The 7,149-nt window shown below is 63.1% G+C and carries 7 protein-coding genes; 5 read left to right on the forward strand and 2 right to left on the reverse strand.

Features of this window, described 5'->3' with window-relative positions:
- A partial coding sequence (locus VLR48_RS09725; protein ID WP_325291594.1) for an NADP-dependent malic enzyme occupies window positions 1-1,663 on the reverse strand: 1,663 nt, incomplete at its 3' end.
- Window positions 1,664-1,817: 154 nt separating this feature from the next.
- A complete protein-coding gene (locus VLR48_RS09730) occupies window positions 1,818-2,537 on the reverse strand; it encodes a Crp/Fnr family transcriptional regulator (RefSeq protein ID WP_325291595.1) in 720 nt (239 codons plus the stop codon).
- Window positions 2,538-2,734: 197 nt separating this feature from the next.
- On the opposite strand from VLR48_RS09730, the gene VLR48_RS09735 reads away from it, so the two are divergent.
- The 5 genes from VLR48_RS09735 (at window position 2,735) to VLR48_RS09755 (ending at window position 6,579) form a co-directional block, all read left to right on the forward strand.
- A complete protein-coding gene (locus tag VLR48_RS09735) occupies window positions 2,735-3,187 on the forward strand; it encodes a cytochrome c (protein ID WP_325291596.1) in 453 nt (150 codons plus the stop codon).
- Between the two features lie 25 nt (window positions 3,188-3,212).
- Entirely contained in the window at window positions 3,213-4,634 is a 1,422-nt protein-coding gene (locus VLR48_RS09740) for a cbb3-type cytochrome c oxidase subunit I (protein ID WP_325291597.1), read from the forward strand.
- Window positions 4,635-4,914: 280 nt separating this feature from the next.
- The gene (locus VLR48_RS09745; RefSeq protein WP_325291598.1) at window positions 4,915-5,334 is read left to right on the forward strand and encodes a DsrE family protein; all 420 of its coding nucleotides are present in this window, start codon (window positions 4,915-4,917) and stop codon (window positions 5,332-5,334) included.
- Window positions 5,335-5,397: 63 nt separating this feature from the next.
- On the forward strand, window positions 5,398-6,258 hold the full coding sequence (locus VLR48_RS09750; RefSeq protein ID WP_325291599.1) for a formylglycine-generating enzyme family protein: 861 nt from the start codon (window positions 5,398-5,400) through the stop codon (window positions 6,256-6,258).
- Window positions 6,259-6,378: 120 nt separating this feature from the next.
- Window positions 6,379-6,579: a hypothetical protein gene (locus VLR48_RS09755; RefSeq protein WP_325291600.1), complete on the forward strand. Its 201-nt coding sequence runs from the start codon at window positions 6,379-6,381 to the stop codon at window positions 6,577-6,579.
- Window positions 6,580-7,149: the final 570 nt, after the last annotated feature.

Here is a 7,149-nt window from a genome sequence, read left to right on the forward strand (position 1 = left end):
CGCCGCAGATCATGGCATCGGCATCCCCGCACCGGACCATCGTCGCAGCCAGTACTGTGGGATCGTTGCGGATGTACTCCTGTGCCTCGTCCGGCGCATAGCCGCGTCGCTGGACGCGCTCGTAGAAGGTCCGCCAGTGCGTGTCGAAGTTGGTGTTCTCGCAGGGCACGATCAGATCGAAATCACGATCCGGACGCATGGTCAGGCTGAGCTCTTTGAGGCGGTGTCCGATGACCTCGGGGCGGCCGATCAGCATCGGGCGGGCAATTCCTTCCAGGATGGCCTGCTGCGCCACCTGCAGGACGCGCTCGTCCTCGCCCTCGGCATAGATCACGCGTTTCGGTGCGGCCCGCGCCTGATCGAAGACCGGCTTCATGGTCATCCCGGTGCGATAGGCCCGCAGATGCATGGCGGTTCGATAGGCGTCCAGGTCGGCGATGGGTCGGGTGGCGACACCGCTCTCCATCGCCGCACGGGCGACCGCGGGGGCCAGATTTTCCATGAGACGCCGATCGAAGGGTTTGGGGATCAGGTACTCGGGTCCGAAGGTCAGCTCGCCTCCGCCATAGGCCGCGCGCACGATGTCGGACGGCTCGGCCATCGCGAGATCGGCGATCGCCTTGACGCAGGCGATCTTCATCGCCTCGTTGATCTCGGTGGCACCGCAATCGAGCGCGCCCCGGAAGATGAAGGGGAAGCAGAGGACGTTGTTGACCTGATTCGGAAAATCCGACCGCCCGGTGGCGATGATGGCGTCCGGTCGAGCGGCGCGGGCCAGGTCGGGCATGATCTCGGGTACCGGGTTGGCGAGCGCCATGATGATGGGCGCATCCGCCATCTTGATCAGCCACTCGGGCTTGAGGATGCCGGCGGCGGAGAGTCCCAGGAAGATGTCGGCGCCCTCGATGGCCTCCTGCAGGGTGCGCTGCTCGGTCTCGATCGCGTAACGCCCCTTGTACGGGTCCATCTCCTCGGTACGGCCGCTATAGACCACGCCGGCGATGTCCGTAAGGGTCACGTTTTCCTTCGGCAGTCCCATGCTGACCAGCAGGTCGACACAGGCGAGCGCGGCTGCCCCTGCGCCGGCCGTGACCAGACGGGCCTTGCCGATGTCCTTTCCCACTACGCGCAGACCGTTGAAGATGGCCGCGGAGACCACGATGGCGGTCCCGTGCTGGTCGTCGTGGAAGACCGGGATACCCATCCGCTCTTTGAGGGCGCGCTCGATGATGAAGCACTCGGGCGCCTTGATGTCTTCGAGGTTGATGCCGCCGAAGCTGGGCTCCATGCGCGCGACCGTCTCGATGAACTTCTCCGGGTCGCGCTCCTCGATCTCGATGTCGAAGACATCGATATCCGCGAACTGCTTGAACAGAACCGCCTTGCCTTCCATCACCGGTTTGGAGGCGAGCGCGCCGATGGCGCCGAGACCCAGCACCGCCGTGCCGTTGGTGATGACCGCAACCAAGTTGCTGCGCGCGGTGTAGAGCGACGCGTTCATCGCGTCCTTCTCGATCTCGCGGCAGGCCGCCGCAACCCCGGGCGAATAGGCTAGAGCCAGATCGCGTTGGTTGCCCATGGGCTTGGTCGGTTTGATCTCCAGCTTGCCGGGCTTGGGATAGCGGTGATAGTCGAGCGCGTTCTGATCGAATGAGTCCGGCATCTGGGTCTCCGTTGGGTGATGTGCGGCGTGTTTGGCCGACTCGGACGGCACGGCCGTCATGTCTCGGTCATTATGCTGCGGCGCAGCAGATGGCTGCAAAGATTTCAATCGGAGTCGTCTCGACCCGGGCACGCCATCCATTCGTCCGCTCGAATCAGCCCTTGATCAGATTCCCCGGTCCGCTGCTCGGCGAACCCAGCTCTAGGTTGTCTTGGAGCTCTGCGACCTCGCCGAGGGCGGCACGGTCGAGGATGGTCACCTGGGCGCCGTGGACCTCGATGATGCCTCGGCCGGCAAGCTCCTTCATCACACGCGAGAAGGTCTCCGGCTGGATCGACAGGCGCGAGGCGAGCACGCCTTTGCGCACGTCCAGCTTGAGCGATCGCCGCTCGGGCGCGACCTTGGCCAACAGATAGCGAGCGACTCGGCTGCTCGCCGTGTGCATGGTGAGGTTGTCGATCTCGCCGATCAGACCGCGCAGGCGCTGACTCAGCGAGCCGAGCATCAGGAAGCAGGTGTCGACGGACTCGCGCAGCATTTGCGAGAAGTCGCGCGCATCCAGGCTGAGCAGCTCGGAGGGCGCCAGAGCACCGGCACAGACCGGATAGCGCGGCGCGTTGAGAAACATCAGCGCCTCGGCGAAGGTCTGGCCCGGGGAGACCAGCTCGATGACCTTTTCCGCCCCGCCCGGCGAGAGCCGAAAGAGCTGAATCTGGCCCTGGAGAACCAGGTAGAAGCGCTCCGCGGGATCACCCTGACTGAACAGAAGCTGCTCGGCGCCGAGGACGACACGCGTCGCGTGCTGGCTCACGCGCTCGAGTTGGCCGTGGCTTAGGCCGGCCAGGAGGGGGGCGGTCTTCAACTCGTCGATCATCGGATGCCTTGTCGGGCGTTCGCCGTCGGTTGGAATCTCGGATGGATCTACGGGAGCGGGACGGATGTGTCAAGCCGGCCGGCCGCGATCGGCTACGGGATCGGCTGCAGGATCGGCTTGATTTGCATCAAGGCGGAGGATGCCTCCGGAACGTGCAATGCGCCCACGGTTCGATCCATCACCGAGGGCCTCATCCCGTGGCGCAAGTCTTCACGAAATCCATGGCGCGGAACATCTTCTACGGAGGTTCCGTATTCTTCATCCTACTGTTTCTCGCCCTGACGCTCGACACCTCCTTCGCCTTACCCGAACGCGATCAACGCCATCAGCTGGACCTCTCCACCGAGGTCGGCCAGCGTATCGCCAAGGGCAAGGAGCTTTGGGAGAACAACAACTGTATCGGCTGCCATACCCTGCTCGGCGAAGGGGCCTACTTTGCCCCGGAGCTGGGGAACATCTACACACGCTTCGGCAACAATAAAGAAGCGATCAAGGCATTCATCCAGAGTCGCCCTGCGATGGGTATCCCCGGTCGGCGCAGCATGCCGCAATTCAACTTCAGCGACGAGGAGCTCGACGCCATCGCCGAGTTCCTGAAATACAGCTCCGAGATCAATACGGCAGGCTGGCCACCGAACATTCAAGGCTGATTCGCAGCACCGGAGAATCCATTCGATGAAATATAAATCTCAAGCCGTCGCCAAGCCGTACTTTATTGCGGCGATCGGACTCTTTCTCGCCCAAATCATCTTCGGGATCGTTCTGGGTATACAGTATGTGGTCGGGGATTTCCTTTTCCCGGAGATCCCCTTCAATGTTGCCAGGATGGTGCACACCAACACGTTGATCGTCTGGCTGTTGATGGGCTTCATGGGCGCGGCCTATTACCTGATTCCGGAGGAGAGCGAGCGGGAGCTGTATGCACCCTGGCTGGCTCACCTGATGTTCTGGATCTTCCTGATCGCCGCCGCCCTGACGGTGATCGGCTATCTGGCAGTCCCCTACGCGCGCCTGGCCGAGATGACCGGGAACGATATCCTGCCGACCATGGGACGCGAGTTCCTGGAGCAACCCACGATCACCAAGGTCGGTATCGTGATCGTTGCGCTCGCCTTCCTGTTCAATATCGGCATGACGGTGCTGAAGGGACGCAAGACGGTGGTGAGTCTAGTCATGCTGATCGGTCTGGTCGGTCTGGCGGTCTTCTTCCTCTTCTCCTTCTATAACCCGACCAACCTGGTGCTCGACAAGTTCTACTGGTGGTGGGTGGTGCATTTGTGGGTCGAGGGCGTCTGGGAGCTCATCATGGGGGCCATGCTCGCCTTCGTGCTGATCAAGACAACCGGCGTGGACCGCGAGGTGGTCGAGAAGTGGCTCTACATCATCATCGCCATGGCCTTGATCACCGGCATCATCGGCACCGGACATCACTTCTATTGGATCGGTCCGCCCGAGTACTGGCAATGGTGGGGCTCCATCTTCTCGGCACTCGAGCCCTTGCCCTTCTTCATGATGACGGTATTCGCCTTCAATATGGTCAACCAACGTCGGCGCAATCACCCGAACAAGGCGGCCGTCCTCTGGGCGCTCGGCACCGCGGTGCTCGCCTTCCTCGGCGCAGGGGTCTGGGGCTTCCTGCATACTCTGGCGCCGGTGAACTACTACACCCATGGCTCGCAGATCACGGCCGCCCACGGGCATCTCGCCTTCTATGGGGCCTATGTGCTGATCAACATCACCATGATCTCTTACGCCATGCCGCTCCTGAACGGTCGGGAGGCCAACAGCATGCGCTCGCAGGTCTTGGAGATGTGGGCCTTCTGGCTCATGAGTATCTCAATGGTGTTCATCACACTGTTCCTCACCGCGGCGGGCATCCTTCAGATCTTCCTGCAACGCTACACGGAAACGCCGCTGCCCTTCATGGTCGTGCAGGAGAAGGTGGCGCTCTTCTACTGGCTGCGGGTGATCTCCGGGCTCGTCTTCCTGGGCGGTTTGGGCACCTACATCGCGTCCTTCTTCGTCGCGGCGCACGATGCCAAGCATCCACAGGCGGTCGATGCCGGTAAGGCGCAACCGAGTCCGGCAGCCGTCTGAGTCACGGTGTGCAGAGCGGGGCCGGTCGCTGCAATCCGGCCCCGACTCGGCCCCGGACGCTAGGGCTATGCCGAGCCTGACGTGCCGCAGCCAGCGGGCTGCGGCACATCGAGGCCGATGCTGAATCGGCTTCCGCACGCCTTTCGGGACGACGTCTTCTCGGGTTACGCTGCTTCGACCCGATCGCCTCTTCGACGCGGTGCTCGGGTCCCTTGCCGATCCAACGATCACCTGGATCGCGACGACCATACCAACCAACCACAACCTCGAGGACATCACCATGCGTCTTTTATCCACGCTTCTCGTGGCCTTCGCCTTGACCGCGGCTGGCCTCATGGCGCCCGTCCTGGCGAGCGACGACGATCCGCTCTTCATCAATCTGACCACGGATGACCCGCACCGCGCGAACATGGGCATCACTTTCGGGAAGAATCAACTCGAGCGCGGCCACCCCTTGACCATCTTCCTCAACGACAAGGGTGTCTTCGTCGGCGCGAAGGCGAATGCCGCGACCTTCGGCGAGCACCAAGAGAAACTGGCCGCGATGATCGACAAGGGCGCCCTGGTATTGGTGTGTCCCATGTGCATGAAGCACTACGGCGTTGCCGAGGCCGATCTCATCCCCGGTGCTCAGGTCGGCAACCCCGATCTGACCGGCGGCGCACTCTTCAAAGACGATACGCAAACCTTGACCTGGTAGTCCCCTTCGAAGGGCCAAGCCGTTGCCGGCTTTCGCCCTTCGATCACCCTCGAGGACAGGTCGATGAAGCGCATGCCCCTCTCGACGGCTCTCTTGCTGACATCCTTTTGCTCGAGCGTCCCGTCGTCGGTAGAGCCGCCCGGCGATGTCGCCCCGCGTTCGCCTTCGCGTCTGCCCGAACCGCTGCGCGATTCGCTCGCCGGCGGCGGACTGGCTCCGGAGCTTATGGCCCTGCCGGCGGGCCGCTTCATGCGCGGCGATCTGCAGGGAACCAGCACGGATATGGACGAAAAACCTCCGACCAATGTGACCCTGTCGAGGGCCGTCGCGATCGGGGTCTACGAGGTCACCTTCGATGAATTCGATGCCTTCTGCGACGCGACTGGCCGCGCCAAGCCGGACGACTCCGGCTGGGGCCGGGGTCGTCGCCCCGTCGTCAACGTGACCTGGAACGACGCCGTCGCTTACACCCGGTGGCTGAGCGAGCAAACGGGCCGCGTCTACCGACTGCCGACCGACGCTGAATGGGAGTATGCCGCGCGCGCCGGGACCGACACGCGTTTCTGGTGGGGCGATGACCTCGGTGTGGATCTCGCCAATTGCGCCGGCTGCGGCAGTGCGTGGGACGGTTACGAGACGGCGCCGGTCGGCTCCTTTCAACCCAACCCCTTCGGACTCTACGACACGGCGGGCAACGTCTTCGAATGGGTCGCCGATTGCTTTGCGGAGACCTTCGCGAAGGCGCCTGCCGACGGGAGCGCCCATGAGAATCCTGCGGGCTGTGGTCAGTGGGTCTATCGGGGCGGCAGTTGGAGCTTTCCGCCCCGCGAGGTGCGCTCGGCGAATCGGTGGCGGGACTTCCCGACCGGCTCCAGCGACGACATGGGATTTCGGGTCGTGCGCGAGCTTGAACCCAAGCGCTGATCCACCGCGCCAGCCGGAATAAAGCAAGAGCGAGAAACCGAGCCCGGCCAGCGCACGCGGCTCGATCACAGGCATGATGCCGACCTTGAAGCGCCATAGTGCAACTTGCTGACGGCGGCGGTGATTCTCCAGATCGTGCTGTTCGCTCGCTCCACGCGCCGTGCTCCGCAGGAATACCGCACGGATACCGACGCGGGGTGCGAATACGCTGTCCTGCCCGACACCACCGCACGTCTCCGGCGGCGCGATGACCTCGACGTGGATTGCGGCTGTTTTCGTTCACTTGATGTCATGGGGATTTCTCTTAATCATCCGCGCTGAACCTGCCGGACTCGTCCAACGCTGTCGCGAGAGCCTGCCGGCCAAACGGTCTTGGGTCGATTCAGGCGACCCTAACGGCAGCAACCGATCCGGCCGCTCGCGGTTCGGCTGTGGCTGACCGGTTTACGCGCTGAAGAGACTTTCGCGCTCAATCCCGTGTGCGCATCTGATCGGCGAACTTCAGCCGCCGACGTTCTCGGGGCTTGTGTCCGAGGTCGAGTGGAAAACCGTCACTCGGGATGCCCACGAGATACGTACACTGTCACCGGAATTCCCATTCCAGGAATTCCAGCGGAGCATATCCGCGCGCATCCCAGCACCGGCTGCCCACTCGGTCCCCCGGCCTTCGTCGAAGAACTGTAGCGACGCCTCGGCCGCCGACTGCGACGTCGAAAACCACGACCAAAGACCTAAGGAGCGCGACCGGAACACATTAGACGCCTTCTTCTTCGCTCGTAACTGTTCAGGTCGCCAGCCGCCTTACGGCAAGCGCGGCATCGGAGGCTGACCCCGGAAGGTCATCACCAGGGCGGGATAGAGATCGATCGACTGCTTGCGCAGGGTGGACAG

This window comes from Thiocapsa sp. (genome assembly GCF_035467215.1).
In the GTDB taxonomy this organism is placed as follows: domain Bacteria; phylum Pseudomonadota; class Gammaproteobacteria; order Chromatiales; family Chromatiaceae; genus Thiocapsa.

Coding starts and splice junctions, on each gene's coding strand:
- VLR48_RS09745 (WP_325291598.1), top strand. CDS start 4,915: ATGCGTCTTTTATCCACGCTTCTCGTGGCCTTCGCCTTGACCGCGGCT.
- VLR48_RS09730 (WP_325291595.1), bottom strand. CDS start 2,537: ATGATCGACGAGTTGAAGACCGCCCCCCTCCTGGCCGGCCTAAGCCAC.
- VLR48_RS09750 (WP_325291599.1), top strand. CDS start 5,398: ATGAAGCGCATGCCCCTCTCGACGGCTCTCTTGCTGACATCCTTTTGC.
- VLR48_RS09740 (WP_325291597.1), top strand. CDS start 3,213: ATGAAATATAAATCTCAAGCCGTCGCCAAGCCGTACTTTATTGCGGCG.